The sequence below is a fragment of the Rothia sp. HMSC069D01 genome (assembly GCF_001810135.1).
Classification (GTDB): domain Bacteria; phylum Actinomycetota; class Actinomycetes; order Actinomycetales; family Micrococcaceae; genus Rothia.
Window position 1 is genome coordinate 267683 of record NZ_KV800076.1, and the last position, 26476, is coordinate 294158.

At 57.4% G+C, this 26476-nt stretch carries 26 protein-coding genes; 17 read left to right on the plus strand and 9 right to left on the minus strand.

The features are described 5' to 3' along the window. The first annotated feature begins 135 nt into the window (after positions 1-135). The 5 genes from HMPREF2710_RS01190 to HMPREF2710_RS01210 all read left to right on the plus strand — a co-directional run bounded on the left by HMPREF2710_RS01190 (position 136) and on the right by HMPREF2710_RS01210 (position 4861). On the plus strand, positions 136-636 hold the full coding sequence (locus HMPREF2710_RS01190) for a DedA family protein (protein ID WP_049363258.1): 501 nt from the start codon (positions 136-138) through the stop codon (positions 634-636). 96 nt (positions 637-732) lie between these two features. Continuing rightward, complete coding sequence (locus HMPREF2710_RS01195; protein ID WP_096741048.1) at positions 733-1917, plus strand: LysR substrate-binding domain-containing protein; 1185 nt, start codon at positions 733-735, stop codon at positions 1915-1917. Positions 1918-1955: 38 nt separating this feature from the next. Then, positions 1956-2453 carry an NUDIX domain-containing protein gene (locus HMPREF2710_RS01200; protein ID WP_005505097.1) on the plus strand — a complete coding sequence of 166 codons (498 nt, stop codon included), beginning with the start codon at positions 1956-1958 and terminating at the stop codon, positions 2451-2453. Next, positions 2453-3631: a glycine betaine ABC transporter substrate-binding protein gene (locus HMPREF2710_RS01205; protein WP_070599086.1), complete on the plus strand. Its 1179-nt coding sequence runs from the start codon at positions 2453-2455 to the stop codon at positions 3629-3631. Before HMPREF2710_RS01200 ends, HMPREF2710_RS01205 begins: the two co-directional genes overlap by 1 nt. A 6-nt stretch (positions 3632-3637) precedes the next feature. Continuing rightward, positions 3638-4861 carry a pyridoxal phosphate-dependent aminotransferase gene (locus HMPREF2710_RS01210; RefSeq protein WP_070599089.1) on the plus strand — a complete coding sequence of 408 codons (1224 nt, stop codon included), beginning with the start codon at positions 3638-3640 and terminating at the stop codon, positions 4859-4861. Positions 4862-4980: 119 nt separating this feature from the next. Here the strand turns inward: HMPREF2710_RS01210 and HMPREF2710_RS01215 are convergent, their stop codons facing one another. Both HMPREF2710_RS01215 and xseA read right to left on the minus strand, forming a co-directional pair. Continuing rightward, entirely contained in the window at positions 4981-5241 is a 261-nt protein-coding gene (locus HMPREF2710_RS01215; RefSeq protein ID WP_070599091.1) for an exodeoxyribonuclease VII small subunit, read from the minus strand. A 66-nt stretch (positions 5242-5307) separates the two neighbouring features. After that, positions 5308-6609 carry an exodeoxyribonuclease VII large subunit gene (xseA, locus tag HMPREF2710_RS01220; protein ID WP_070599092.1) on the minus strand — a complete coding sequence of 434 codons (1302 nt, stop codon included), beginning with the start codon at positions 6607-6609 and terminating at the stop codon, positions 5308-5310. A gap of 155 nt (positions 6610-6764) precedes the next feature. Here xseA and HMPREF2710_RS01225 point away from each other — a divergent pair, with 155 nt between their 5' ends. The 10 genes from HMPREF2710_RS01225 (at position 6765) to HMPREF2710_RS01270 (ending at position 19481) form a co-directional block, all read left to right on the plus strand. Further along, a complete protein-coding gene (locus HMPREF2710_RS01225) occupies positions 6765-7979 on the plus strand; it encodes a dehydrogenase (protein ID WP_070599094.1) in 1215 nt (404 codons plus the stop codon). 27 nt (positions 7980-8006) lie between these two features. Continuing rightward, positions 8007-9092 carry a 4-hydroxy-3-methylbut-2-enyl diphosphate reductase gene (locus tag HMPREF2710_RS01230; protein ID WP_012903115.1) on the plus strand — a complete coding sequence of 362 codons (1086 nt, stop codon included), beginning with the start codon at positions 8007-8009 and terminating at the stop codon, positions 9090-9092. Positions 9093-9345: 253 nt separating this feature from the next. Next, positions 9346-10491, plus strand: coding sequence for a low temperature requirement protein A (locus HMPREF2710_RS01235; RefSeq protein ID WP_070506857.1), 1146 nt, complete (start codon positions 9346-9348; stop codon positions 10489-10491). Between the two features lie 810 nt (positions 10492-11301). Next, positions 11302-12255, plus strand: coding sequence for an ABC transporter ATP-binding protein (locus HMPREF2710_RS01240; protein WP_070506855.1), 954 nt, complete (start codon positions 11302-11304; stop codon positions 12253-12255). Positions 12256-12310: 55 nt separating this feature from the next. Then, positions 12311-13072: an ABC transporter permease gene (locus HMPREF2710_RS01245; protein ID WP_070599096.1), complete on the plus strand. Its 762-nt coding sequence runs from the start codon at positions 12311-12313 to the stop codon at positions 13070-13072. A gap of 175 nt (positions 13073-13247) precedes the next feature. After that, the gene (locus HMPREF2710_RS01250) at positions 13248-14510 is read left to right on the plus strand and encodes a sensor histidine kinase (RefSeq protein ID WP_070599098.1); all 1263 of its coding nucleotides are present in this window, start codon (positions 13248-13250) and stop codon (positions 14508-14510) included. Positions 14511-14636: 126 nt separating this feature from the next. Then, complete coding sequence (locus HMPREF2710_RS01255) at positions 14637-15269, plus strand: response regulator transcription factor (protein WP_049346956.1); 633 nt, start codon at positions 14637-14639, stop codon at positions 15267-15269. A 318-nt stretch (positions 15270-15587) separates the two neighbouring features. Then, positions 15588-16673, plus strand: a complete 1086-nt coding sequence (ychF, locus tag HMPREF2710_RS01260; RefSeq protein ID WP_005505132.1) for a redox-regulated ATPase YchF — start codon at positions 15588-15590, stop codon at positions 16671-16673. Positions 16674-16861: 188 nt separating this feature from the next. After that, complete coding sequence (locus tag HMPREF2710_RS01265) at positions 16862-18292, plus strand: ApeA N-terminal domain 1-containing protein (RefSeq protein ID WP_141746577.1); 1431 nt, start codon at positions 16862-16864, stop codon at positions 18290-18292. Between the two features lie 43 nt (positions 18293-18335). Then, positions 18336-19481, plus strand: a complete 1146-nt coding sequence (locus HMPREF2710_RS01270; RefSeq protein WP_246824509.1) for a hypothetical protein — start codon at positions 18336-18338, stop codon at positions 19479-19481. A gap of 181 nt (positions 19482-19662) precedes the next feature. Here HMPREF2710_RS01270 and HMPREF2710_RS01275 read toward each other — a convergent pair whose 3' ends face one another. Then, positions 19663-19875, minus strand: a complete 213-nt coding sequence (locus tag HMPREF2710_RS01275; protein WP_044150246.1) for a TOBE domain-containing protein — start codon at positions 19873-19875, stop codon at positions 19663-19665. A 355-nt stretch (positions 19876-20230) separates the two neighbouring features. Between HMPREF2710_RS01275 and HMPREF2710_RS01280 the strand changes: the two genes are divergently transcribed. Further along, positions 20231-20599, plus strand: a complete 369-nt coding sequence (locus HMPREF2710_RS01280) for a zinc ribbon domain-containing protein YjdM (RefSeq protein ID WP_070599103.1) — start codon at positions 20231-20233, stop codon at positions 20597-20599. A 120-nt stretch (positions 20600-20719) separates the two neighbouring features. Here HMPREF2710_RS01280 and HMPREF2710_RS01285 read toward each other — a convergent pair whose 3' ends face one another. From HMPREF2710_RS01285 to HMPREF2710_RS01295, 3 genes are all read right to left on the minus strand, one after another. After that, positions 20720-20977: a GlsB/YeaQ/YmgE family stress response membrane protein gene (locus HMPREF2710_RS01285; protein ID WP_044150247.1), complete on the minus strand. Its 258-nt coding sequence runs from the start codon at positions 20975-20977 to the stop codon at positions 20720-20722. Positions 20978-21176: 199 nt separating this feature from the next. Continuing rightward, positions 21177-21569 carry a DoxX family protein gene (locus HMPREF2710_RS01290; protein WP_049358632.1) on the minus strand — a complete coding sequence of 131 codons (393 nt, stop codon included), beginning with the start codon at positions 21567-21569 and terminating at the stop codon, positions 21177-21179. A 452-nt stretch (positions 21570-22021) separates the two neighbouring features. After that, a complete protein-coding gene (locus tag HMPREF2710_RS01295) occupies positions 22022-22798 on the minus strand; it encodes an LppP/LprE family lipoprotein (protein WP_005508470.1) in 777 nt (258 codons plus the stop codon). A gap of 278 nt (positions 22799-23076) precedes the next feature. Here HMPREF2710_RS01295 and tpx point away from each other — a divergent pair, with 278 nt between their 5' ends. Next, the gene (gene tpx / locus HMPREF2710_RS01300) at positions 23077-23577 is read left to right on the plus strand and encodes a thiol peroxidase (RefSeq protein WP_049346965.1); all 501 of its coding nucleotides are present in this window, start codon (positions 23077-23079) and stop codon (positions 23575-23577) included. A 195-nt stretch (positions 23578-23772) separates the two neighbouring features. Here the strand turns inward: tpx and HMPREF2710_RS01305 are convergent, their stop codons facing one another. From HMPREF2710_RS01305 to HMPREF2710_RS01315, 3 genes are all read right to left on the minus strand, one after another. Next, positions 23773-24687: an AzlC family ABC transporter permease gene (locus HMPREF2710_RS01305; protein WP_070599105.1), complete on the minus strand. Its 915-nt coding sequence runs from the start codon at positions 24685-24687 to the stop codon at positions 23773-23775. Positions 24688-24696: 9 nt separating this feature from the next. Beyond that, positions 24697-25032, minus strand: a complete 336-nt coding sequence (locus HMPREF2710_RS01310) for a branched-chain amino acid transporter permease (RefSeq protein ID WP_049356425.1) — start codon at positions 25030-25032, stop codon at positions 24697-24699. Between the two features lie 487 nt (positions 25033-25519). Beyond that, the gene (locus HMPREF2710_RS01315) at positions 25520-26368 is read right to left on the minus strand and encodes an AzlC family ABC transporter permease (RefSeq protein ID WP_070599107.1); all 849 of its coding nucleotides are present in this window, start codon (positions 26366-26368) and stop codon (positions 25520-25522) included. Between the last annotated feature and the right edge of the window lie 108 nt (positions 26369-26476).

A 26476-nucleotide genomic window follows, 5' to 3' on the forward strand; every position in this document is an offset into this window, starting at 1 on the left:
TTGCAGGCGACAAAGGGCAATAACCCCCGGCTGAAAAAATTTAAAAAAATTTTCTGACCCCTCCAAAAGTCGAATAAGAAGCCTCAAAAAACCTTCAATCAGGTCAATATCGCCCACTCATGAGAGAATAGCCGGGTGAAAGAATGGTTTGACGCACTCCCGATTGAGGTTGCCCTAGCTTTCATGTGGGTGGTCGGTATCGTCCGCACCAGCATCGTGTACGCTCTTGGCGCGCTCGCTGCTGAAGGCGGCGCCCGCCTCGACCGCATCCGCAAAGCCATGGACAGCCCCCTCTACCGTAAAGCGCGCCGCTTGATTAACCGGTGGGGCGTTATTGCTGTGCCCCTCTGCTTTCTCACCGTGGGCCTGCAAACCGCGGTCATCATCACGACCGGCTTCACGAAAATGCCTCTGCGCCGCTGGGTTCCCGCGATGCTGGTTGGAACCTTCATGTGGGCGTGTATTTACACCACCATCGGCTTCGCAATTCTTGCGGCCCTCGGCCTGGAGCCGTGGATGTTCCCCCTCGCCCTTGCCATTGTTATTACGGTGATGGTCATTGTGGCTCAGTTGCGCGAACGCCGCATTAATCGCGAAACCGTTGAGAACACTGCGGATAACATCGCCGAGAACTAGTCCTACCTTCAGCGGGGGATAGGTGCACTATCTCGCCGGGTTGAGCCCGCTCACCTGCCCTCAATACCCCCGTCCAAGATGTGCTAGCGTGGAGGGATGAGTTCATCCGCATCCTCCACCGCAGGCACCCCCGAAGAGCAGCCCGTCAACGACTCTGCCCTCACCGCAATCGACCCCGAGCAGAGCGCGCCCGAAAACGCTACCGACCAGGTAGAAAGCGAAGCGCCCACCGAGGCCCCCGCCCGCGTGTACCTGCATCCCGAGCAGCTGGCGATGATCCAGACCCCGGAGGCTCTGCCCATCCCCGTGTTGCAGCGCTCCGTGCTGCGCGTTAGCTACGTGCCGGCGATTATGCCCGGTAAGTGGTTCAACCGCTGGCACGAGCGTTTCGGCGACCGTGTGCAGCTGGCGGAGGTACCCGTGCGTGAGGCGCGCGGCCTGGACTCCCTGCATCAGGACCTGTGCCTGATTGACCCTGCCCTCAACTCTGCGGAAGAAACTGCCTCCGAGGCGCCCGCCGAGGTTAGCGCTGAGGCTACCGAGCACGCCCCCATTGAGCGTAAGGACGTACCCGAGAACCCCTTCGCACACATGAGCATTGTGCGCCCCGACCGCGAACCGGCAAGCACCGACGGCGAAAAGTACCATAGCATCCGCCTCTACGAGGAGCTGCCCGTGGTCATTCTGCCGGTGGACCATGTGCTCACCGTGCTTGATGAGGTGCCCGTGGAGGAGCTTGCTGAAGAGTTCCTGCTGCAGCCCGCCTCCGATATTCCCGCCTATGAGGAAGTCTCCCGCGCATGGCGTGAGAGTGCCGGTCGCATCGTGCCCGAGGGCCTGAACGATAAAGAAACCATCGAGCTGGTTGCCGCCGGTGTGGGCCTGTACATTGTGCCCATGTCCATTGCGCGTTTCTACCACCGCAAGGACCTCACCTACCGCCCCGTTGCGGGCCTGGACCTCTACCCGGTGCACCTGGTTTGGCCGCGTGCTCCCAAGGGTGAGCCGCGCAGCGAAGAGCTCGAAGCGCTCCTGCAGGACTTCATCGGTATTGTGCGTGGCCGCACCGCAACCAGTGACCGCGGTAGCGAAACCCGACAGGCACGCGCCGAACGCATCGCCGCTGAAAAGGCAAAGGAAAAAGCGAAGGCGCGAGCCGCCAACGCCCGCCGCGAAGCACGCGATAAAAAGCGCGCCAACGCCAAGAAAAACGGTAACGCGCGCCAGCACGCTCGACAGTCCGCCAAAGCTGCCAGCGCACGCCGCGGCAAGAAACGCTAAAGAACGATAGACGGTAAAATCAAACCATGGCATTAGCAATGGAAACCCGACCCGCAGCCTACGCAGTCATCATCGAGCAGGGCAAGCTGCTCATGACCCGCTGGGTGCCCGAAGACCGCGCGCTCAGCCCCCTCTGGTCCCTGCCCGGTGGCGGCATGGAACCCGGTGAACAGGCCGACGAAACCGCGCTACGAGAGACCCTCGAAGAGACCGGTTACAGCGTCGCCATTGAAGACATTCTGGGCGTGCACGCCGGACACTTCCCTGTGCGCTCCACCCAGAAAGACCCGCAAGCGCTACCCTTCTGCGCCCTGCGGGTGGTTTTCCGTGCCCACATTGTCACCGGCGAACTGCGCCACGAAATCAACGGCTCCTCCGACACTGCACGCTGGGTACCCATCGCTGAGCTAGACACCATCCGCTACGGCACCCTCATCGACGAGGTAGCCTCCATGATGGGCTACTCCAACGCCGCTAGCTGGGCACGCGAATACCGCGAATTTCTTGCCGATGAAAACGCACGGAAGCTTCCCTAATGAACCGACTAACCCTCACCCGCCGTGCGGCGCTCACCTCCCTGGCGCTCATGCCGCTGCTCGCCGCCTGCGGGAATAATGACGCAACCCCGCAGGTGGACCCTTCCGCATCCAGCTACGGTACTCTGCGCATCGGCTACGGTGCCCTGCGTGAGATGCGCGCCGTGGCGCACGTGTACGCGCGCGCCCTGCGACAGGTTGGCTACTCCGTTGAACTTGTTGACACCGAGAACAGCCGCGCTACCGCCCTGCGCGGGCTCATGGTTCCTTCGGCTAACTCAGCCACCCCTACCGCAACTCTGCCCGACGATGAGGAAAGCAGCACCGCCGCCGCGCTTGAATCGTTGGACCTGGTCATCGACTACAGCGGAGACCTGCTGCTCTACCTGACCGACGACGGCAAAATCAGCCCCGCCGCCGCGCAGAACGAACGCATCGCCGCCTCCGTGAGTGCCTCCGCTCAAGCGGCAGGCGTGACCCTGCCCTCGGCAGCTACCCCCACCGCGGAGGAGAGCACCGCCTCCGCGCATGCTACGGACGCTACCGCAAGCCCCACTGCAAGCTCCACCCGCTCCGCAGACCCCATCAACCTGCGCGCCATGAGCACCACCGACATGACCAACGCCATCTCGCGCATTCTGCCCGAAGAGCTCATGCTCCTCAACGGCGCCCACGCCACCAACAAGGATGTACTGGTTACCACCCGCGCCGTGAGTGCCCGCCACAAGCTCAACTCCCTCGCGCACCTGCGTGAGGTGCAGTCTTCTCTGGCGTTCTCCATTCCGACCGGGTACTCCAGTGGCACCTACGGCGTGGATTCCCTGCGTAGCCTCTACCGCTACCGCGTGCACGACCCGAAGATTCAGGACGACCCCGCCGAGCGCGTCAACGCCCTCACCGCAGACACCGTGCAGGTGACCCTGCTGCACAGCTGCGACTCGGCAATTGACGATAACCGCCTGGTCACCCTGGAAGACCCCTCAACGGCACTTTTGCAGCAGCAGCTGGTGCCCATTATCCGTCGTACCCTGCCAGATAGCGCCCGGACGGCAATTAACCGCGTATCATCTACATTAGACACGGGTAACCTCTCGTTCCTGTTGCGTCTGACTAGCGGTTCCAACCCCATCGCAGATGATGACGCAGCACAATTCATTTTGGATCACCCTAGAAAGTAAATCATCATGACGAAGTACCGTCAGTCCTCAAAGTTGAGCAACGTCCTGTACGACATCCGCGGCCCCATTCTGGATGAAGCCAATCGCATGGAGGCGATGGGCCACCGCATCCTCAAACTGAACATTGGTAACCCCGCCCCCTTCGGCTTTGAGGCGCCGGATGCCATCATGATGGACATCATTCGTCACCTGCCTGAAACCCAGGGCTACTCCGATTCCCGCGGCCTCTACTCGGCACGTACCGCCATTGTGCAGCACTACCAGAACCGCGGCATCATGAACCTCGACACCGACGCCGTCTACCTCGGCAACGGCGTGTCTGAGCTGATCCCGATGACCCTGCAGGCACTGTGCGAGACCGGCGACGAAATCCTGGTTCCCATGCCTGACTACCCGCTGTGGACCGCATCCACCGCGCTGGTTGGCGGCAAGCCCGTGCACTACCTCTGCGATGAGGAAAACAACTGGTACCCGGATATTGAAGACATCAAGTCGAAGATTACCGAGCGCACCAAGGGCATCGTGGTTATTAACCCGAATAACCCCACCGGCGCTGTGTACCCGCGTGCAATCCTGCAGCAGATCGTGGACGTGGCACGCGAACACGGTCTGGTTGTGTTCTCCGACGAAATCTACGAAAAGATTGTGTACGATGGCGCAGAAGCCATCAACATGGCTTCTCTGACCGGCGATGATGTGCTCTGCTTGACCTTCTCCGGCCTGTCCAAGGCATACCGCGTCTGCGGTTACCGCGCAGGCTGGGTCGCTATTACCGGCCCCAAGAAGGACGCAACGAGCTACCTGGAAGGCATCCACCTGCTTGCCTCCATGCGCCTGTGCTCCAACGTCCCGGCACAGCACGCAATCCAGACCGCGCTCGGCGGCTACCAGTCCATTAACGAGCTCATTGTTCCCGGCGGCCGCCTGTACGAGCAGCGCACCCTGGCGCACAAGATGCTCAACGAGATTGACGGCATCAGCTGCACCAATGCGGACGGCGCGCTGTACCTGTTCCCGAAGATTGATGTTGAGCGCTTCGACATTACCGACGATGAGCAGTTCGCCCTGGATCTGCTCAAGAGCCAGAAGATTCTCTTCAGCCACGGCCGCGCGTTCAACTGGAAGGACCCGGACCACTTCCGCCTGGTGTTCCTGCCCGATACGCAGACCCTCACCAGCGCCCTGGAGCGCCTGGGTAACTTCATGGCTGACTACAAGCAGAAGCACTAGCCTTCCCGCCTCTGCCTTGTGACAGATAGAAATAGCCTGCCCCGCAGTTCTGATGAGCTGTGGGGCAGGCTATTTTTAGCGGCTTCGCGGATGTGCCAGAGCGGGTGCTGGAAATGGCTTTAGTTTGCCGGGCTCTCCTGACTGCCCTGCTGTGCGCCGCGTGCCGCGTTCAGGCGCTCCTGCGCGCCCTGCAGCCACGCCTCGCAACGGGCGGCAAGCGCCTCGCCACGCTCCCACAGGGCGATAGAGGTCTCCAGATCGCTGGCGCCGGACTCCAGCTGGCGCACAACCTGCTCCAGCTCGGCACGCGCCTGCTCGTAGCCGAGGGTTTCGACGGGGGCGCCCAGTTCGGCGCTGTTGAAGCTAATGTTCTCGCTCATTGAGGAACCTTTCAGAGGTAAAAACTAGAGATAAAACTAGGGGTAAAACGTTAGGGGTATCGAGGTTTAGGAGATGTTCGAGGGGTCCGTAGAAGTCACGGTTGCCTGCGCCGAACCGGTCGCCGCGCGCACCGTAATCTGCTCGCCCGCACTCAGTGCCGAAGCGTCACGCACAATAGCGCCCGCGGCATCCTGAACGATGGAGTAGCCGCGGTTGAGCGTCTGCGCAGGCGAGAGCGAACGCACCCGCGCCAACGTGTGCGACAGGGTAGCCGACTCACGCTCCAGACGGTGCTGCACCGAACGGTGAGCGCGCTCGCGTAGCTGGCTCAGCTCCTCCACACGCATGAGCAGGGAAGACTCCGGGTGGGTGAGCACCGGGCGGCTACGCAGCTGCGCAATGTAGTTCATCTGCATGCCCACGTAGCCGAGCACCGCGCGGTCCAGGCGGGCGCGCGCCTCGGTGATGCGGGCGGTCTCCTCCGAAATATCGGGCACAATGCGCTTACCCGCATCGGTCGGGGTGGAGGCGCGCAGGTCAGCGACCGCATCGAGGATGGGGGAGTCCGCCTCGTGACCGATTGCCGAGACCACCGGGGTGGTGGCTGCCGCGACGGCGCGGATGAGTGCCTCCTCAGAGAAGGGCAGCAGGTCTTCGAAGGAGCCGCCGCCTCGGGCGATGACGATGACATCCACTTCTGGGTGGGCGTCCAGCTCGGCGAGAGCCGCAATGACCTCAGCCGCCGCACCCTCGCCCTGAACGCGAGTATTGCGCACCTCGAAGACCACGCCGGGCCAGCGCAGGGAGGCGTTACGGATAACGTCCTTCTCCGCGTCAGAATCGCGACCGGTAATCAGACCCACACGGTTCGGTAGCATGGGTAGCGGCTTCTTCCGCGCGTCAGAGAACAGCCCCTCGGCGGCGAGAGCTTCACGCAGACGCTGCAGCTGCTCGTGCAGGTTACCGGTGCCGACCGCGTACACTTCCTTGCCGATGAGGGAGAGCTTGCCGTTCTTCCACAGGCTCGGCTTGGCGCGGGTGACGATGCGAGCGCCTACGGTCACATCAGCCGCCAGGCCGCTACCGGCACGCCCGAAGAGCGCGAGGGTGAAGGAGAAGTCTTCGTTGAGGTCTTTGAGCTCCATGAAGACGTTGCCGCCGCGGCCGTTGAGGGAGGCGACCTGCGCCTCCACCCAGAGCTCGGGAACCTTGTCTACATAGTTTTTGAGGTTCTGCGCGAGCAGGGCGAGGGGCCAGGGGTTGGTGGCGGTGGTTTCCTGAGACTTCCCGGGAAGCTGCCGCTCGTGCACGGGCGGCACGACTAGCGCGGGTGCCGGCTGCGCTGCGGAGGGGTTGTAGAAGTTCATGCCTTCTATTGTCCCTGATTGGTCGGTTATGCGCCTGCGCACAGGTCAGCCTGGCGACTCGGGTAGCTTGCACACAGTGCAGGCAGAACTTAGCTTCTGGCGCATTCTGCGGGTCCGAATCGGCTTTGAACACCGTGAGCGGGTACCCTAGGCTCATGCGCTCACCCGATCAGTCAGCACATCAGAACAACGCCCTCAACACCGCCGCGGCTTCGTCAGCGGCGGGTACTGGCGCGCACAACTACCCGGCGGACGCGACCCGAATCGTCGACACCCGGATTACCCGCACAGACGGCTATTACACGGGCGGCTACTATACGGCGGATGAAGACACGACCCTGCTGCAGCCTACCCGCATGCTCGGTCACACAGCAACCCCCACCAAGGCTGAGTTGCAGGCCGCCCCCGAGCCTCCCTTCGCGGCGGGCTTGCGGAGGTTCCTGACCGTTGTGCTGTGCGCCCTTGCCCTGGTGACCGGTCTGGGTGCAACCGCGGGTGCCTGGGTGAACTCCAAGCTCATGTCAGAGCGTGGTTTCTCGCAGATTTCCTCCAGCCTGGCGGAGGATTCGCAGCTTGCTTCGCGCATCGCGGACGGTGCGGTCGAAGACCTCATGAACTCCGAAGCTATGACAACCTTCCTCGACGGCACCAAACAAAGCGGCTTATACTCCATTCTTGTAAAGCCGACACAAGACGGCATACGTTCCCTGCTCAACCGTTCCGCGGCTGAGCTGTCAAAAACTGAAGAATATCGAAGCCTCTGGAAGGAAGTAGCCGAGGAAACTCGCCGCTACAACCTCGAACACCAGGACGGTCCCGCCGTCATTGTGCTCACCCCCTTTTACCGTGCGTTGGATGCGAAGGTCGGCTCTATCGGCTCCTTCGACCCGGACCTGACGAAGCTCGGCCCTGAAACCCTCAATATTGACCGGTTGAAGGACGGCAACAACCAGCAGGAGTGGTTCCTGCACGCCGGCATTAACCGTGCCGCCGCGCTGGGCAAGTCCACCATGCCACTGACCATCATTGCGGCGCTGAGCCTGCTGCTGGCTACGTTGCTGGCCCCCAGGCACCGCATCCTGGTGCCGGTGGTCACGGCTCTGCTCTACGCCCTGCTGGGCTGGGGCGCCGCAGCCTGGTTTGGCGGCCAGAGCCCTGAAACCCTGGGAATTACCAGCCACAGCACCGCCGGAACGGCGCTGATTACCGGGGCATGGAACCAGCTTGCACCGTCACTGACCGGGCACTTGCAGGCGGCGGCAAGCTACGGGCTGGTCCTGGCGATCCTCGCCCTACTGCTCGGTATTCTGATTCGCCTTATCGCCCTGGGACGTAGCCCTGCGAGCGGTGCCACAGTCATCACACACTAAAAGTCCGAACAACGTAGGATAGTAACCATGTCCACTGAAACTATTGCCCTGGGCCTGCCGCCCGTACCCCGCGAGCGCCGCAGCCGCGCCGACGTTGAAGCCGCCGCACCCGTCACCGGTGAGAAGAAAGTCCTGCTCGCCACCCCGCGCGGTTACTGCGCAGGCGTTGACCGTGCCGTGATTGCTGTTGAGAAGGCGCTGGAGCACTACGGTGCGCCCGTCTACGTGCGCAAGCAGATTGTTCACAACCGCCACGTGGTGGAGACCTTGGAAAAGCAGGGCGCTATCTTCGTTGATGAAGTGGATGAAGTTCCCGAAGGTTCCGTGACCGTGTTCTCGGCGCACGGCGTGTCCCCGGCGGTGGTTTCCGCAGCCGGCGACCGCTCCCTGAACACTATTGACGCGACCTGCCCGCTGGTGAACAAGGTGCACCGCGAGGCTGTGCGCTTCGCCAAGCAGGACTACGACATCCTGCTCATCGGTCACACCGGCCACGAAGAGGTCGAGGGTACCGCCGGTGAGGCGCCCGAGCACATCCAGATCGTGAACTCGCCCGACGAGGTGGATCAGGTGACCGTTCGCAACCCGGAGAAGGTCGTCTGGATTTCTCAGACCACCCTGTCCGTGGATGAGACCCTGGAAACCGTGGCGCGTCTGCGTGAGCGTTTCCCGTCTCTGCAGGATCCGCCTTCGGACGACATCTGCTACGCAACCTCCAACCGCCAGGGCGCCATCAAGGAGATTGCTCCGCGCGCTGACCTGGTCATTGTGGTTGGCTCGGCGAACTCCTCGAACTCCGTGCGCCTGAAGGAAGTAGCACTCGAATACGGCGCTAAGCGTGCCGAGCGTGTGGACTTCGCACACCAGGTGGACGAGTCCTGGTTCGAGGGCGTGGCAACCGTGGGCCTGACCTCCGGCGCGTCCGTGCCCGAGGTTCTGGTTCAGGAGGTACTGGCCCTGCTCGCCGAGTACGGCTACAACACCATCGAAGAGGTGGAGACCGCGAAGGAAGACATTCTCTTCTCCCTGCCGAAGGAACTGCGTTCCGCCCTGAAGAACGATGAGAACGTGGGCCGCCAGCTCGGTGGCCGCGGCGCTAAGCCCACTCGCTAATACTTTTTAGCTTATGACCCCGTGTCCTCTTCCCCCGTGTGGGGAGAAGACACGGGGTCTTTGTATCTGATATGTGGGGAAGCACTGTTTGGGACGGCGGTACGCGCCGGTCTACTTGGTGCGGTGCAGCAGACCGGTGGCCTGCTTAAGGACCTGACGATTCGCGCCACATGAAGTTATTTAAGAATCTCCGTCTCTTTCAATGCCATTGTTGTGTTATAATAAATTGTATTTCTAGCAGAAAGGTCTTAAGGTGACAACTCTTATTGAACATAAACGTGTAGAATTTTCAGAACTATTTTATGACCTAGTGTTTGTTTTTGCAATTTCAAAAGCAACTGCTTTAATTCACCCTCTTCATGACGGTGTTGTGGCTTGGGATTCTTTACTTGATTTCTTCATCTCTGTCATGGTTATCATCAATGCCTGGATGATTCAAACCATTTATACCAATCGCTATGGAACAAACTCGTTATTTAATATGGTAATCATGTTTACCAACATGGGACTTATGCTCTTTATATCCAATATGATTGGATACAATTGGCAACAATGGTTCTATTATACCTGTTGGGCTGTTGGTACATTAACCCTTACCTTATTTTTTCAATATTTGGTTCAGTTTTTTAGAGAATCAACCGATAATACTGATCGGGAAAGCATCAAAGGTTTTCTATGGTTAACAGGTCTACAAAGTTTAGGAGTCTATCTGGCAGCTCTTTTCCCTATTTATGTTGGAGTCTATATCTTTATTGCTAGTATTCTGCTAACATTTATTGTGCCAATTTTCTTGATGACTAAAGATGAGCATTTCCAGGTAAATCTTCCCCATTTAATCGAGCGCGTCTCCCTTCTTGTCATCATTACGTTTGGAGAGATGGTTATTGGGCTAGTTAACTTCTTTACAGTTGAGAATTTCTCTATATATTCGGTTCTTAATTTCGTTATCATGCTTTCTCTGTTCTTGTTTTATTTTGGTGAATTTGACCATGCTATTGACGAAGGATCCAATCAAAAGGGAGTATTTATAATTTATAGTCACTATCCTATTTTCATTGGGCTTATGTTGATGACAGTTTCGATGGGTTATCTCCTGAATCCCGAGGCTAATCTTCTCGTTGCAATCAGCTTCTTTTATATCGGAATTGGCCTCTTCCAAGCTGCTGTCCTAGCAAATGGGCCCTATAACAAAAACTATCTTCGCTATCCGAGAAGTTACTACTGTGTCCAAGCGACACTCTATCTGGTTGCCTTGATTCTCTCTTTGCTTTTCGCTTCTAATGCTATAACAGTGTTGAGTATTGCAACCATTTTTACTCTAGCTATAGCTAGTCATTTTATTTCTTTCTGGGTTACACGTACTAAACAATATTCCGTGTCTTACTGGGGGTTCTTCTAATTAATTTATAAAAACAAAAAAGCCTTGGCTTCCAAGGCTTTTTTGTTTTTATAAACTAAATTTGTCCATCATTTGTTTATCAACTTCCTTTCCAGACATATCTAATCTGATGACACTATCCGCATCATCTCCAATCATATTGAGATACTCTAGATGAGAACGGAAGTTTTCTATCTTCCCTTCCAATAAATAGAGGGCCAGAGTGTCGATGTAGCCGTCTTCATACTGCTCACCTGCATCTACAAAGGACTGATACTTACCGAAACCCTTTTCTATGTCCTCAATAAACTCTTACTAATGAGCTTCAAGTGGTGAGTCTGGTTGTGTGGGCGGCTATCTTCCTGGGCGTTTCTGCCCTGCTGATGCGCCGCGCAACCCGCCGCTAAATGCTTCTTCCCGCCGCAGTCTCAAGAGTTCCGTAGTATCAGGGGCTCCCGAGGCTGCGGCGGAAGCCGTACCCGCTCACACCGCATCTGCTAACACTGCCGCGCCGCGTCCTGGAAACTGGTGCGAGTGAGTTCGTGGTGAAGGATACGGGTTCCCCGTGTGGGGAGAAGACACGGGGTCTTTGTATCTGATGTGCGGGATGCACGGATAGGGACGCTAGCGCAGCTTCACGTTCACGCTACGCGGGGGAATGCCCCCTCTGCGGCGCCCCAACAACGATTGGCACAGGCGCCTTGAGGACGGAGCCCCCGCTTCGCGTAACGGGCCGCGACGCTCGCATATCCTCAACTCATGACATTTGTCATGGGCAGCTCATGACACTCTGTACCGCACCGGTGCGAAAACCGGCGGTGTAATAGAAACATGAACACCGCAGCACTTCAGAATAGCAAGCAAAACACCGCAGAAACCGTTATTTCCGCCCGCTCCCTCCGCCAGGTTTTCTCCACCCGCGCGGCAGGCACCGTGGTCGCCGTCAACTCGATTGACCTGACCGTCAAGCGCGGCGAAATCATCGCACTGCTCGGCCCCAACGGCGCCGGCAAGACCACCCTCATCGACATGATTCTTGGTCTGACCCAGCCCAGCGGCGGCGAGTTGAGCGTCTTCGGTCGCAACGCCTCCGAGGCGGCACGCGCCGGTCTACTCGGTGCGGTTCAGCAGACCGGTGGCCTGCTCAAGGACCTGACGATTCGCGCCACGGTTGAGATGATTGCGGCGCTGTACCCCAAGCCTATTGACGTGGATGAGGTACTCGCCGGCGCCGACCTGGCCGAGATTGCTAAGCGTAAGGTCGGCAAGTGCTCGGGCGGTCAGCAACAGCGTCTGCGTTACGCCCTGGCGACCATGCACTCGCCGGAACTGCTGATCCTGGACGAGCCGACCGCCGGCATGGACGTGAATGCGCGCCGCACCTTCTGGGAGCGCATGGAAGCCATCGCCGAGCGTGGAACGACCATTCTTTTTGCGACGCACTACCTGGAAGAAGCACAGAACTTCGCCCAGCGCATCGTGCTCATGGAATCCGGCTCCATCATCGCTGACGGCTCCTCCGACGAGATCCGCGCCCTGACCGGCCACCGCCACCTTTCCTTCCTCGCACCCGCACCCATCACCGACCTGGATGTGCCGGTCGAGGTGACCGAAGAGTCCGGCGGGTACCGCCACCGCATCTCCGTACTGGAGATTGAGCAGGTACTGCGCACTCTGCTGAACAACTACAGCATCAGCGACCTGGAGGTCACCAAGCCCTCCCTGGACGAGTCCTTCACCCTGCTGACCGAGCAGGCCGCCGCCTCCAAGGCAACTGAAGCCTAAACACTAGACCGCCTCAACACCGCACACTGCCGCTACACACCTCAAGGAAAACATCATGCTCCGCTACGCACTCTACGACATCCGCGCTTCTATCCTCTCGACCGACCGATTCTTCTTCGGCGTGGCACTGCCCATCGTCTTCTTCCTGCTCTTTGGCGCGATGCAGGACTACTCCTCTCAGCCGATGGGCGACGGCAACGTAGCGGCCTACGTCATGATTGGCATGGCGCTGTACGGTGCTGTGCAGAACACCGTGGCGATTAGCGGCAGCACCGTCGCCGAGCTCTCCAGCGGCTGGAACCGCCAGCTGGCGCTGACCCCGCTGACCACCGGCAAGTACCTGGGCGCGAAGGCGCTGACCGCCCTGGTGATTTCTGCGCTGCCGGTGATTGCGGTGAACATTGTGGGCATGTTCACCGGTGTTGAGATCCCTGTGAACCAGCAGCTTGCCGCTGGCGCGCTGACGGTGCTGTGCGGTCTGGTGTTTGCCTTCTACGGCATCATGATGGGTCTGCTGATTCGTAACGAGAACGCCGTGTCTATTGCGAACGGTCTGCTGGTGATTATGAGCTTCTTCGGTACCGTGTTCTCCCCGCTGAGCACCGACCTGCTGAAGTACGCCCGCTTCACCCCGCTGTATGGTGCCGCCGAGATTGCCCGCTACCCCTTCGCCGCAGGTCAGACCATTATTCTGGGTGGTGGTGAGGACTGGTTCGTCACCGAGCCGCTCTGGTACGCCGTGGTGAGCCTGGTCGTGTGGGCGGCTATCTTCCTGGGTGTTTCTGCCCTGCTGATGCGCCGCGCAACCCGCCGCTAAATGATTCTTCCCGCCGCAGTCTCAAGGGTTCCGTAGTATCGGGGGCTCCCGAGGCTGCGGCGGAAGCCGTATCCACTCACGCCGAACTTACTCGCACCGAACCCACGCTGTACCCGTTGAAGCCGCCGCACCGGTGATATCTGCACCCGCGGTATTCGCACGTTAGGCTAGAACCATGACCGAAACCCACACCCACCCGCACAACACTGACCAGACCAGCGTAGCGAACAAGACGGCACCCTCCGCTGCGAAGCGCACCCTGGGCAAGAATCGCTTCCGCTTCCTCTACCGTGAACGCCGCGGCAGCGTGAACTGGCTGGCGCTGGGCTTTAGCGCTCCGTGGCTGGTGTTCCTGCTCATGCCGCTGGACAGCTTCCTCACCACCCCGGAGTTGGGGCCGGTGCGCTGGGCCGGCGTGGCGCTGGTGGCACTGTTTGCGGTGGTGAACTGCTCGGCGTACGCGGTGCCGTGGCTGGTGCCGGTCGCCTCCACGGTGTGCCGAAGCGTCATCTGGACGGCACTGATGATTCTGCCGTTGGTAGGTATGGCGGTGTTGACCCCGAGTGACATACACGTAATTCTGCTGGGCTTCGGCATGTACTTTGTGGCGTTCTGGATTTTTGGGACGATTGCCCCGTACCGTCTGCGACTGACCGTCGCGGCGTCGATGGGCGCAATCTGCTGGTTGACATTCGTTACTGTGAGCGGTTTCGATTTCTCCTCTCACGGCGGAATTGCTCTCTTTATCGGCGCGCCGCTGCTGGGTCTTCTGGGTTTCTCCTACCTGATTGAGCTCGGCGAACGTGCGGATGTAGCGCGTGCCTCCCTGGCGCTCTCGGAGGAACGTGAAGAGATCGCCCGCGACGTGCACGACGTGCTCGGTCACTCCCTGACCGTCATCACCCTCAAGGCGGAGCTGGCGCAGCGCCTGCTGGAGATTGACCCCGCCCGCGCCGGTGCTGAGATGGAGGCGATCGCGCAGCTGTCCCGCGCATCCCTGGCGGAGGTTCGTTCAACCGTGACGCGCCTGCGTGTGCCCGACTTCTCGGGTGAGATTGAGGGTGCGGGTCGTGCCCTGCAGACCGCCGGTATTCGCGCCGAACTGCCCGAGAGCAAGAGTGCGCTCGCGGTGGCTGGCGTGAACGCGAAGCTGTTCTCCTGGGTTCTGCGTGAGGCGGTGACGAACATGGTGCGCCACTCGGGTGCGAACGCGGCGCGGGTGCGTCTGAGCGCAACCGGCCTGGACATCCTCGATAACGGTGTGGGCGCGGGCGATGCGCGCGGTAACGGCCTGACGGGCATGGCTCAGCGCGTGGCGGCGTCCGGCGGTAGCGTGGTGATTGAGCCGGCACCCGAGCAGTGGCTGGCGGAGAACCCCGGCGGCGGGGTGGGTACGCGCATCCGCGTGAGCATGGACGGCGATTCTTCGCTGCTGTAGATTGTGGAACATGGCGCCGTGCCCTGGACGGGGGAGCGGCTCGCCCCTGTATGGTGGTGGTAGGCAACCTCTCACGGTTGTTCCGCCCCGTATTTTTCGCCCCGTATCCGCCCCTGGGAGGCTCCCATGATTCGTGTTCTGCTCGCTGATGATCAGCAGCTTATCCGTGAGGCTCTTGCCGCCCTGCTGGGTCTGGAGGTTGACCTGGAGATCGTGGGCCAGGTTGGTAGCGGTGATGAGGTGTTGGGCGCGGTCGCCCTATTGAAGCCGGATGTGGTGCTGCTGGATGTGCAGATGCCCGGTACTTTGCTGGCTGATGGTATTGAGGCAGCTGCGGCGCTGCGTGATGCGGGTGCTTTGAGTGAGTCGGGTGAGCCGGTGCGCACGCTGATTGTGACGACTTTTGGCCGCCCTGGCTATGTGCGCCGCGCCCTGGAGGCTGGTGCGAGCGGTTTCGTGGTGAAGGATACGGGCGCTCGCCAGTTGGCAGAGGCGATTCGTCGTGTGCACGCGGGGTTGCGTGTGGTGGATCCGTCGTTGGCGGCGGATTCTTTGGTGACGGGTGCTTCTCCGTTGACGGAGCGTGAGGCGCAGGTGCTGCGTGAGGCGGCGTCGGGTGGTACGGCTCAGCAGATTGCGTCGGCGTTGTTTTTGTCGGCGGGTACGGTGCGTAATTATTTGTCGGCGGCGATGGCGAAGACGGGTGCGTCGACTCGTCAGGATGCGGTGCGTATCGCCACGGAGAACGGCTGGCTCTAACCCGCTGCTTCTCATCTCTTTCTCATTGACCCCCGGCGGGGGAGCGGTGGCGCTTCCTCGCCTCATTTTTCGCCTCCACTTTCTCCTTTTCTACGCCCCGGTTAGTGCATGTCATGCACTCAGGGCGGCTCCTGCGCGAACACGGTAGAATGGTAGTGTCTATGCCCGCAGGCGCCCCGCACCCGTTTCTTCTTGAGACTGGCGGTGTCGCGCTTGGAAGCGGGCACCATTTTCGCCCTGTGCCCGCCCGCACCCGCCGCATCACGTACGCGGCGCATCCTGAGTGTTTGGCGGGGTACATGATTCGAAGGAAAACTTGTGGCTCTAACTATCGGCATTGTTGGCCTGCCTAACGTGGGCAAGTCCACCCTGTTCAACGCTCTGACCGGCAACACTGTGCTGGCGGCTAACTACCCGTTCGCGACCATTGACCCGAACGTGGGCGTGGTGAACCTGCCGGATGCGCGTCTGAACCGTCTGGCTGAGATTTTTGGTTCGGAGCGTATTCTGCCTGCGACTGTTTCGTTCGTTGATATTGCGGGTATTGTGAAGGGCGCTTCTGAGGGTGAGGGCCTGGGTAACAAGTTCCTCGCGAACATTCGTGAGGCGCACGCTATCGCCCAGGTGGTGCGTGCGTTTGATGACCCGGACGTCATTCACGTGGACGGCAAGGTTGACCCCGCCTCCGATATGGAGACCATCAATACTGAGCTGATTCTGGCTGACCTGCAGACTCTGGAGAACGCTATTCCGCGTCTGGAGAAGGCTGTGAAGATTAAGAAGGGTGACGCCGCTCAGCTGGAGACTTATAAGGCTGCGCAGAAGATCCTGGAGGATGGTGACACCATCATTTCTCGTGCGAAGGACGCGAAGCTGGAGCTGGCTCACTTGAAGGAGCTGAACCTGCTGACTGCTAAGCCGTTCATTTACGTGTTCAACGCGGATGAGGGCATTCTGGCGTCTGAGGAGAAGCAGCAGGAGCTGCGTGACATGGTGGCGCCGGCTGAGGCTGTGTTCTTGGATGCGAAGTTGGAGGCTGATCTGGTGGAGCTGTCTGAGGAGGAGGCTCGCGAGATGCTGGAGATGAACGGTCAGGATGAGTCCGGCCTGGACCAGCTGGCTCGCGTGGGCTTCTCGACTCTGGGCCTGCAGACTTACCTGACTGCTGGCCCGAAGGAGGCTCGCGCCTGGACTATTTATAAGGGTGATACTGCGCCGCAGGCTGCTGGTGTGATTCACTCTGATTTTGAGCGCGGCTTCATTAAGGCTGAGGTTGTGTCTTTCAAGGATCTGGATGAGGCTGGCTCCATGGCGGAGGCGAAAGCTCGCGGTAAGGTCCGTATGGAGGGCAAGGACTACATCATGCAGGACGGCGACGTGGTGGAGTTCCGCTTCAACGTCTAAATCTGACGGGTCGATAGGACTTTGAAAATCCGGTGACGGAGGGATGACGAAATTCATCTCACTGTCACCGGATTTTTTGTACCCTTAGATCGTAATGTAAACCGCTAATTGAAATTTATGTAGGGATTACTAAAATATCGCCTAGATGAAATTCTTTATTAGCTTGATTCTTTTATTTGGAGGATAAAATGAATGAATCTCCATTTTCTTTTGCTGAAAAGGGCGAATGGGTTGGTCATTGGTGGCTTCCCGAAAATCCTGATAACAAGGTTGCAGGAACCCTTATTTACGATGGTGAAGGGGGACTGAACCTCAAATTGGATAATCATTTTGATGGGTATAATCCTGCGGATGTCGGGGAGGTGCGTGAAGATGAATATGGGAATATAAGTCGAACCGTCAGGAGCAAAGATTTACTAATTTCATATGATGTGATTTATGGTGTCGCTGACGGAGTAGATATTACGATTATGGATGCAAGAGATATGAGTCCCATATGGTTTTGGAGGAGAGCTGGCGTAAGTTATGTGAGTGATTGCAAGATTAATGCGGAGAAGTTGGTTCTAGGGCGGCATGTAGAAAGTAAGGATAATAAAGTATTTGAAGGTCTTAGGATTTCTGTTGATAATTTAGGTTTTTGGCATTCGCTGGAGGAAGAGAAAAAGGAAATTGAATTTGGGGGCAGGCGTATTGAGTTCTGTAATGTGAATAAAGATGAAGTCCCTGATGGGGAAAACTTGTTTTGTCGAGTTCTTGTAGATGGTGGTATCTCGCTGGAAGAGGCACTTGAAGAATCTCGTGTTATCCAGAATTTTGTTTCCTTTGTTGCGAACCAAGATTCCGGTATTGTTTGGCTTCAGCTTGAGGCTACTGGGGATTTTTCAAATTCTGATAATAAATGTGTGAATGTTATTGACTCTGAGATGAATATTGGAGAAGGGTATGGAATGGGCGGTATCTTTAGTGATGCTCAACTTGTCTCCATGGCATTTCCTTTCGCAGAGTCTCTTGCGAAATGGTTTGAGCTAGTAGCTTGTGCCAGGGCTGCGGTGAATATGGTGATGGCTATACAGCTTGAAGATATGACTTTCATTGAGAATGATCTCTTGGCAGTGACTGGGGCGGCTGAAGTATTGCATCGTAACCTTAATATTAGATCTCATATGTATGATGCCGCAGAGTTTAAAAAGATGAAAAAAGAGATAATGAATGTAGTTCCTGATTGGTATAAAGAAACTGCAATGTCAAATCTGCGTAATGACCCGAGCCTTCGAGTTAGACTTATGGATCTTGCAGGATTAGTACATGAGGATAATATTTCATATCTTGTGCCTGATGTTGAATACTGGGCAAAAAAAACGGTAAAAGCTCGGAATGATCTTACCCATAAAGGAGTTGCTCCTAAGCAAAGTGCTGAAGAGCTGCTTGCCATCGTTGATGTCACAAAAGCAATTATCAGGTTGGCTATTATGGAGCGCCTTGGTGTTTCGAAGGAGTATCAAAACGAGATTGTAAAAAATTATCGTCAATACATTAATGCAGCTCGTCGTGCAGGGGAATGGCTCACCCCTCCACCGGAAGAAATAACTGAGGAAAAGCAAAACAATACTGATGCATGATGACGAACTGATGGAGCTCCACTTCAATGTCTAGGAGGTAAAAATGATAATCGAATGGTGGCATTCCCTTTTAAGTAAGTGGTCGTGGGATGACCCGATGCTTCTTTTGGGCTTTGCATCCTTTGTGGCCACTGCAATCATCCCCATTGTGTTATGGAGGATGGGAGCTAAGCAGGCAAAACGTGATAGCGAACAAGCAAAACGTGATAGCGAATTGCAAGCCAAAATCCTCGCTAATCTAACGTCGGTTTCTCAGCTCCAGCGGCGCGATGCGCTACTGGGGATTGTTCCCCAAGCCTCAGACCCCACATATCTGGCGCTACTGTGGAAAGAGATTCGTGAGTATGAGGGGGCGGATTGGGATTTCCTCCTCAATCATCTCCGCGCCAATCCTGCCCTTGCGCTTCCGGGAACGTCCACCGGTGTGAAAGTGCAAGATAACCTGACTGATGCTGCTGTGAGTAATTATGTTGACGGGCTTGAACGTCGTTATGCAGAAAGTGATGGGTACCCGCCCTATCCCGGATTGCTCAAATTCATTGCGGAAGTAAAAAGACAGGAAGCAAAGATTGAAGTCTCACGTATCGTTGAACTTGTTACGGGACCGACTGCAGAAAAGCAACGTCCAGGTCACTCCTTCTACCGGGATCTGGTTAATGCTCTTCCCCAGGCGGCGAGTCCTCTTCTTGACGCGGTTGAGAGGATTGATTCTCGGGCTCCCGGTGGTCTTAAGCTGAATGTTCTGACAGGTGCCCTTCTCGCGGTCAAAGACTTGGAAATGGGGCGCGGAGGTCCGAGGCTGGAAGCGGATGAGATGGATGGGCTGAAAAGAGACATTGCGGATGCTTTCGCTTATCTGCTGCATCGAGATGTCCTGCGCTCGTTTGACCGGTGGGAAATTAAGGGCTCGACCGACAGCGTCACTGCTACAGCTGCCTGGCTCATCAGAGCGGTTGGATGGGTTGCCGATACTGATAGTCATCTAGCGATGCGGATGATTCAAAACCTAGCTCCCGCAATTGAATCAGTACCTGAATCGGAAGGAAACTGGGGAACTGACGATGTCGATGTCCGTCAGGGGTTTGAATGGATCAGTGAAAAGCGTCCTGATTTGTGGGAAATCTATGGGGAGAGGCTGGAAGCGGCTGTCGCGGAAGTCGGGCAGCGGAAGGGGTGGCTCTCCTCGTAGGGTACTGCTTACCCTGAAACATTGATATACGCCGTGACGTGGTGGAGTTCCGCTTCAACGTCTAAGCGATAAAAACATAAAAGCGGAGCCCCGCACTGTACACACAGTGCGGGGCTCCGCCCTATTAACTCTCGCGCGCCACACAAGGCAGCCGCCCGGGTATAAGCCTTATTGACCGGGATTAGTGGTCAGCACCAACCATCACGTTGGACGCCTTAATCACTGCGTAAGCGGTCTCGCCAACCTTCAGGCCCAGTTCCTTAATGGACTCGTTGGTGATGGACGCGGAGATAATAACCTCGGGAGCGATCTCAATCTTAACGATGCCGTTGGTTGCACCCTCGGTGATCTCAACAACCTTGCCAGCGAACTGGTTACGTGCAGAAAGCTTCATGAAGCCGTGCCTTTCACTCAATAAACGTACAAATGCTCTAGATACTTTACACGCCTTATCTTCTGCATAATGAGCAAAAACCCGAATTTTCGTAAATATTACGCACAAACCAGGCAAATTTTATTTTCGGTTTCACCCACGCCCCGCACCCACCCCAAAAGACCGGCAAAAACCAGCCCCGCACATGCGGTTCACACCCGCCAAATGGTATAGTCAGCACGAACGCGAGAACCCTCGCACCCTCCCACCGTCGCACCCCCGCCCTGGCTGACGCGCGCCCACACGCCGCAGCACCACCGCAGTAACACCGCGGAAACAGGGGAGCGGCGCATCCGCACAGATCGAAGAAGGAACCATGAGCGAAAACCTCAACGAAATCGAAGCACCCGCCTGCCCCGAATGTAGCGAAAACTACACCTACGAAATGGGCGAGCTCTGGGCATGCCCCATGTGCGGCCACGAATGGGAACGCACCGCAGCAGGCGAAACCGAAGAAGAAACAGGCGCCAAGGTCCTGGACTCCGTCGGTAACGAGCTCGTCGACGGCGACTCCGTCACCATCGTCAAGGGCCTGAAGGTCAAGGGCGGCGCAGACATCAAGGCAGGCACCAAGGTGCGCGGCATCCGCCTGCTCGAATCCCCCGTGAACGGCCACGACATTGAGGCGAAGGTCCCCGGCGCAGGCCAGATGTACCTGAAGTCCTCCGTCGTCAAGAAGGCATAAAGCGCTTCGCATTAGACGCAGAAAAGGCGGCACCTCCCGCACTAGCTCACGCTAGGGGAGGTGCCGCCTTTTGCTTTATAAAAATTGCTTAGGTTTTAAAAGAAACTGAAAAATATCTCTTTACTTTTTACCGGTCAAGCCCATGTACAGGGAAATGGTCAGCATTGCAGCAATAATTGAGATAATCCAGCGGATCCAGTCAATGCCGCTAGTGTCTGCAACACCCAGCTGGGTCGCTGCCCAGGTACCGATAGCTGCGCCGACAGCACCGCAGATAATGGTCCAAAGAATCGAAATGTTCTGGCGGCCTCGCATAAAGAAGCGTGCAAGTGCACCAATAATTGCGCCGGTAATAATGGTGCCAATAAAAGTACCCATTGTAATCTCCTTGGGTTTATATATCTGCCACTGTGGCAGATAGTATGTTATTTTCAATTATACGTAAATGTGATGTAAGAAGAGCTTATAAGAGCTTTTATTAAGCTAAAAGCACCTTAGTGTTTTATCTCTAAAACGCTAAGGTGCTTTTCTCGTCAATGAGATGAGTGTCGAATGTATCGAATGGTGAATGTATTGACTACTTCGACTTGCGCCAAATCTTCAGAGCGCTACAAATCATCGGCAGCTGCAGGGGCAGACGACCGTACGCAATAGCCTTACGCTGAGTGGACTGGTTACGCGCATCCAGCGCCATCTGAATATTCGCGGGGAACACTGCAACAAACAGCAGAGCCGCAAGCAGACCACCGGCACGGCGGGTCTTGTCATTAGCCAGCAGGGCGGCGGTGCCCAGCTCGGCCGCACCCGACGCGTGAGTGTACGCGTGCGCAGGACCCGGCAGGTACTTCGGCACAATCGAGTCGAAGGGATCCGGGATGATGAAGTGCAGCGCACCCATTACAGCGAGGGCACGAGCCATGCGAGTAGCCGAGCGCTCAGCGCTGTACTCTTTCTTCTTAAAAATACTCATGCTCCCATTATGCGCCTGTCAGAGGCGTATTCCTCGGCTCAATGGTGCGCTAACCGTCGCGTGTTTGACTGTCTAAAATGCGGACTTGGCACGTCAAACAGAAAACGTTGTTCAAAAGCAGGTAAGATAGGGAGCAACGGCACCACGTGCGGATGACACCCCGCCTGCCCTCACCTTCAGGTGAGTCGCCAGACGGAGTAAAACACTGGGTGCCCTTCAGAACAATCAAAGGAGTACATCATGAAGAAGATTCTGTTCATCGCTATCCTGGCAGGCGCCGCATACTTCGGTTACAAGAAGTTCGTTGCCTAAATAGCTAGCCCTCGGGCACTCTACATATCCTTAAGCAACGGAAAACCCGCCGTCTCACATATGCACCATATGCGAGACGGCGGGTTTCTTGTATGCCCAACTTCTTGGGCATCAAACACGTAGCCTATAAGGTGAACCGGCTATTCGCTCGGCGGAACCTCACCGGTCATCACAACCTTGTTCTGCGAAGAGCTCCAGCTGAACTCAGCAGTCGTGCGACCGCTCGCGCTGGCGGAACTCTCATCGCCCTTCACGTAACGGTAGGTCACGCTAATCGAGCTGTCCGAGGTACGGGTAATCACCGGAGAGAACGAGTACGGCTCATAGGTTGCGGTACCAATGAACTTGCCGCGGTGGAACAGCAGAATGTGGTGCGCCATCGAGGAGATGCAGCAATCAGACGGGGAAGAACCCGGAATCGCGTCAATCCACGACAGCTCAGCACAGGGGTCGTAACCCTCGTACGTGCGCGAAACGTTCGTCCACTGATCCCACTTGCTCTTATTCTTCAGCTCGCGCAGAGCCTTAGACACCACGGTCGATGCAGAATCAGACGCGCAGGTGGAATCCTTCTTAGACTCAGACTTAGCCTCAGACTTGGAATCCGACTTCGACTCGGATGCGGTCGGCTCAGCATGAACCGTAATCGTCACCACCGACGGCACCGGAGCAGGCGACGAAGCACTCGGGGTAGCGCTCGCGGATGCACTCGGGCTCGCCGACGGGGTCGGGAACAGTGCCTGAGTGGAGGTCGCGCTCGCGGAGGCAGAAGCGCTACCAGAAGAAGACACCACGGTACCCGAAACAGCAGAATCAGTGCTTGCCGAGCAGGAAGTGACAACAAGAGCTAGAGCGGCGCCCAACGCAGGTAGAGCCAAAGCGGTACGGCCGGTGAAACGGCGGCGATTAGAAGACATGAATACTCCTGAAGATGCGCGGCAACGCGCATCGGTGCTGGTCAAGAAGTGAATAGTGTGAACTCGTCCAGTATAGGGAAAAAGAGGCGAGCACGCGGTGCGTGCAGTCAGTGCCGTTCGTTACCGTAGAGTCACAGACCAGGATTACCGCTAGACAGCCGCTACAGCAGGGCCAGAAGAAGTGAAGCAACGTAGCAGAAAATCAGCTATGCGGAAACTCTGCCCGCTAGTGCCTGTGTCCCCTTGCACACCCGCCCTATCCGGGGGACAATGAAGGCATGGCTGAAGTAACTCTACAGAACGAACTCGTAATCCACACCAACGGCGACCTGCCCGCAGTCGGCGCAAAGCTGCCCGAATTCTCGGTTCTCGCGGCTGATCTCTCCGAGATTTCCTCCGCAGACTTCGCAGGTAAGAACCTGGTGCTGAACATCTTCCCCTCCGTCGACACCAGTGTTTGCGCAACCAGCGTCCGCACTTTCAACAAGCAGGCTGCAGGCCTGGAGAACACCGTCGTGCTGTGCGTCTCCAACGACCTGCCCTTCGCAATCGGCCGCTTCTGCGCAGCCGAGGGCATTGAAAACGTCGTCACCTCCTCCGCTTTCCGCTCCTCCTTCGGTGAGGACTTCGGCGTGAAGCTCGTGGACGGCCCCCTGGCTGGTCTGCTGGCACGCTCCGTGGTCGTCGTGAACCCCGCCGGTGAGGTTGTCTACACCGAGCTGGTTCCCGAAACCACCAACGAGCCCAACTACGAAGCAGCCCTGGCAGCTATCAAGTAAGCTAAGCTTGGTACGGGAGCTGGATACAATCCCGGCACCCGCACATACTTCCGTCAGGGTTACCTGGCGGTACACAGCACAGCAGATACTGAACGTCTACAGCGCATGGGTTCACCCACACATGCGGCTGGCGACAGCATAACGCCCCGCCCACCCGGTATTTCGGGTGGGCGGGGCGCTTTACTATATCCAGACTTAGTGTTCGGAGGCGCCGGGATGACCGGGAGCGTCGGCTTCGACAGGCTCCTCATCGGCGACCAGCATATGCTCCGGCAGGGTGCCGCGGCGCTTAGCCACCACAAAACGAGAGATAAGTAGCAGCATATACACCACCATCGAAATCAGTAGCATCGACTGCGGCGCCAACACCAAACCAACCACTGCAGATACACCTGCAATAGCTGCGGTGGTACGGTCCTTTGAGCTCTGATAAGCATCGATGGCGAGCACCGCAAAGAGTGCCGTCATCACAAAATCCACGCCCTTGAGCTCACTCAAGAAACTTGCACCCAGCACGTAGCCGAGCGTAGCGCTCGCTAGGACGCTCAGGTGCAGACCCGCATGAATCCACAGGATGCGGGAACCACGCAGCTTATGGCGGTCCGGGCCCGTATTCAGTGCATACGCCTCATCGATGAGGGTGTACACGGTGTAGAACTTCGCCAAACCACCACGCACACGCTCAATCGGGTACGACAGACCGTACATGAGGTGGCGGGAATTAATGAGCAGAGTCATCACGGCGATAGAGAACAGTGACGCATGATTCGACATCATGTCAATCAGCACGAACTCTACCGAACCGGCAAACACCAGTACCGGCAGCAGGGGAGCCACCCAGAACGGCAGATGGTAGCTGTGGACAAGCACACCCAAACCAATACCGACAAAGAACAAACCCAGCATAATCACACCGGCAACGCGCATCGCCTCTGCGAAGCCGCTCTCTCGCGGTTGCTGAGAGCCTTGTGCATCGGGGGAGGTAGGCGCCTCCACCACGGGAAGCATGCCGGTCAGCGGAAGAGCGGAGGCAATAACCTGCTCAACCTGCTGCTGGGTTGCCTGCTGAGGCGCGGGCTGAGAAGAAGCAGAATTCTTAGAGATGCTCATCATGACCCCCTAGAAAACCCAGTTAGCCAGCACAACACAGGTGACGGTACCCGCCACCATGCTCAGCACCATGTTCTTACGCCACAGGTGCACGCCCACGGTCACCACCAGGCCCGCCAGATAGGGTGCCGCCGTAGCGAACGTGGAGTAATTAATCTTCGCCACCGCATAGATGGCAAGCAGCGCGACCGCGCCGAGGGGAATCCAGTGGCTGAGCGCATCCAAAAGTTCGGAGCCAGCCAGAGCCTTTTTCAGACCGAAGGGGAGCAGGCGCAACAGAAAAGTAATGCCAGCAGCAACGAACACCGCAGCAAGAATATATCCGGTGGTTACTTCACTGTTCATGAAGATTTTCTCTTTCTGCACATACTCAGCGAAAGACCCTGAAAGAGTGAAAGAACCCTGAACGGAGGCGTGCGGGTGAAGCCGTGAAAACATCCGCGAAAGAAAAGGGTAGGGAGAGCCCACTCATAGAGAAGGCGCTAAGTAGTGCGGTAGGTACGTGAGTTGATGAAAGCCGCGAAACATAGAGGCGGAGGGTCGTTCCTCCTACACGAGTTTTCTGCGTGGATAGTTGCGCGCGTCAGTAGTTCTCGTGTGTGGCCTCGGGTGATGCCGCTCCCGGTGCGGTGTTACTCCGGGGCGGCACAGCGTTCTGCGTCGCTAGTTTCCTTAGCGGTGTCTTTCATCTGAGTCATGGGGTACCTTCACCTCTGGGAGCCTCCGCGCAGGTTCGCGCGGGAGGCATCGTAGTAATCCTAGAAATAGAAAGAGGGGAGAGCGAAGCTCCACTCATCTATCCTAACCGGTTTCGAACACGTATGTAACGTTCTTATCGCTGTGTGGAAGCGGGAGCATCAGCGGATGCGGTGGTGCCTGAGCTCTCTGCGGCAGTGCCTGGGGTCTCCGCGGCGCTTTCAGCCTCAGCCGCTACCTCATGCACAGCACGATGCGGCAGGGTGCTGCGGCGCTTCGCTACCGGGAAGCGCACCAACAGTAGCACCACATACGAACCCAACGCCATCACCAGGAAAGAGGACGGCGCAAAAATTAGGGCTACCGTGGCAGAAATTGCCATAAATAGTACTGCCACACGATCCGGGTTGGCGCGGTAGCCGTCCATCGCAAGAACCGTGAAGATGGCTACCATCACGAAGTCCACGCCCTTCAGGCTGCTGAGGAAGCTTGCGCCCAGCACATACCCGAGGACTACGCTCAGAACCCACGACACGTAAATCAGCGCGTTCACCCACAGAATGCGCACCCCCGAACGCTCATTGCGGTCAGGGCCGGAGTTAAGAGCAAACGCCTCATCGCAAAGAGTGTGAATCGTCAGAGCCTTAGCCCAGAAACCCTTCACATTGTGCAACGGGTATGAAAGACCGTACACCAGATGGCGCGCATTCACCAGGAACACCGTCAACGCAATCGACGCTAGGGGCGCGCCACCGCTGACCATACCCACCATCAAAAACTCCACCGAACCGGCAAAAACTAGGGCAGATAGCAGCGGCGCAGTCCAGATCGGCAGGCCGTGCGCGTTGAGGATAATACCCAAACCCAAACCCAGCACAGCGATACCGAGCATCACCACGGAAGAATCGGCAACAGCCAAGCGGAAATCACTCTGCGTGCTCGTACGCCCAGTGTCGGGACGCTCAGCGCCGGGGGTCTGTGCCATCAAAGAGTTCCTTGTGTATGTTGTGCTCTTCAAAAAATCTACTGTGTGCGTGAGGGACTTCGAAGCTCCGCCGCGGTTTTCCAGTGTATAGGAGCGCTTAGATGGCCG

Excerpts from the sequence above, each read along its gene's own strand:
- HMPREF2710_RS01195 (WP_096741048.1), top strand. The coding sequence starts at position 733 with ATGAGTTCATCCGCATCCTCCACCGCAGGCACCCCCGAAGAGCAGCCC.
- HMPREF2710_RS01200 (WP_005505097.1), top strand. The coding sequence starts at position 1,956 with ATGGAAACCCGACCCGCAGCCTACGCAGTCATCATCGAGCAGGGCAAG.
- HMPREF2710_RS01205 (WP_070599086.1), top strand. The coding sequence starts at position 2,453 with ATGAACCGACTAACCCTCACCCGCCGTGCGGCGCTCACCTCCCTGGCG.
- HMPREF2710_RS01210 (WP_070599089.1), top strand. The coding sequence starts at position 3,638 with ATGACGAAGTACCGTCAGTCCTCAAAGTTGAGCAACGTCCTGTACGAC.
- HMPREF2710_RS01215 (WP_070599091.1), bottom strand. The coding sequence starts at position 5,241 with ATGAGCGAGAACATTAGCTTCAACAGCGCCGAACTGGGCGCCCCCGTC.
- xseA (WP_070599092.1), bottom strand. The coding sequence starts at position 6,609 with ATGAACTTCTACAACCCCTCCGCAGCGCAGCCGGCACCCGCGCTAGTC.
- HMPREF2710_RS01225 (WP_070599094.1), top strand. The coding sequence starts at position 6,765 with ATGCGCTCACCCGATCAGTCAGCACATCAGAACAACGCCCTCAACACC.
- HMPREF2710_RS01230 (WP_012903115.1), top strand. The coding sequence starts at position 8,007 with ATGTCCACTGAAACTATTGCCCTGGGCCTGCCGCCCGTACCCCGCGAG.
- HMPREF2710_RS01240 (WP_070506855.1), top strand. The coding sequence starts at position 11,302 with ATGAACACCGCAGCACTTCAGAATAGCAAGCAAAACACCGCAGAAACC.
- HMPREF2710_RS01245 (WP_070599096.1), top strand. The coding sequence starts at position 12,311 with ATGCTCCGCTACGCACTCTACGACATCCGCGCTTCTATCCTCTCGACC.
- HMPREF2710_RS01250 (WP_070599098.1), top strand. The coding sequence starts at position 13,248 with ATGACCGAAACCCACACCCACCCGCACAACACTGACCAGACCAGCGTA.
- HMPREF2710_RS01255 (WP_049346956.1), top strand. The coding sequence starts at position 14,637 with ATGATTCGTGTTCTGCTCGCTGATGATCAGCAGCTTATCCGTGAGGCT.
- HMPREF2710_RS01265 (WP_141746577.1), top strand. The coding sequence starts at position 16,862 with ATGAATGAATCTCCATTTTCTTTTGCTGAAAAGGGCGAATGGGTTGGT.
- HMPREF2710_RS01270 (WP_246824509.1), top strand. The coding sequence starts at position 18,336 with ATGATAATCGAATGGTGGCATTCCCTTTTAAGTAAGTGGTCGTGGGAT.
- HMPREF2710_RS01275 (WP_044150246.1), bottom strand. The coding sequence starts at position 19,875 with ATGAAGCTTTCTGCACGTAACCAGTTCGCTGGCAAGGTTGTTGAGATC.
- HMPREF2710_RS01280 (WP_070599103.1), top strand. The coding sequence starts at position 20,231 with ATGAGCGAAAACCTCAACGAAATCGAAGCACCCGCCTGCCCCGAATGT.
- HMPREF2710_RS01285 (WP_044150247.1), bottom strand. The coding sequence starts at position 20,977 with ATGGGTACTTTTATTGGCACCATTATTACCGGCGCAATTATTGGTGCA.
- HMPREF2710_RS01290 (WP_049358632.1), bottom strand. The coding sequence starts at position 21,569 with ATGAGTATTTTTAAGAAGAAAGAGTACAGCGCTGAGCGCTCGGCTACT.
- HMPREF2710_RS01295 (WP_005508470.1), bottom strand. The coding sequence starts at position 22,798 with ATGTCTTCTAATCGCCGCCGTTTCACCGGCCGTACCGCTTTGGCTCTA.
- tpx (WP_049346965.1), top strand. The coding sequence starts at position 23,077 with ATGGCTGAAGTAACTCTACAGAACGAACTCGTAATCCACACCAACGGC.
- HMPREF2710_RS01305 (WP_070599105.1), bottom strand. The coding sequence starts at position 24,687 with ATGAGCATCTCTAAGAATTCTGCTTCTTCTCAGCCCGCGCCTCAGCAG.
- HMPREF2710_RS01310 (WP_049356425.1), bottom strand. The coding sequence starts at position 25,032 with ATGAACAGTGAAGTAACCACCGGATATATTCTTGCTGCGGTGTTCGTT.
- HMPREF2710_RS01315 (WP_070599107.1), bottom strand. The coding sequence starts at position 26,368 with ATGGCACAGACCCCCGGCGCTGAGCGTCCCGACACTGGGCGTACGAGC.